The organism is Cupriavidus sp. 8B (genome assembly GCF_054589115.1).
The window spans coordinates 1-283 of sequence record NZ_BAAILO010000472.1; the positions used below are offsets into that span (position 1 = coordinate 1).

General features: G+C 61.8%; 1 pseudogene. It reads left to right on the forward strand.

Features of this window, described 5'->3' with window-relative positions:
- Positions 1-283, forward strand: a pseudogene (locus ACYP5B_RS44585) (hypothetical protein); the annotation flags it as partial.

Here is a 283-nt window from a genome sequence, read left to right on the forward strand (position 1 = left end):
TGGCTTGATTTCCAGCGCAAGTTCTCTCCAGTCGATCCGCCGCCGTTCAGACCTACGAAGGTCACTGGCGACTGGCTGCCACCGGAAGTCGTCATTGACGCGTTCTCAAACGGGCAGCTGTGGAACGGCTGGCTAATCCCATTCTTCACCCGAGAGGCTGCACTCGCTCTGCGCGAGCACATGCCGGAGCTTTACTACAGCGAGGCGACGGACCAGTTCTGCCTGCAAGGCGACGATCCGCAGTGGTGCGGCGCCACGGACCTGACCATCGACGGTACGGTCG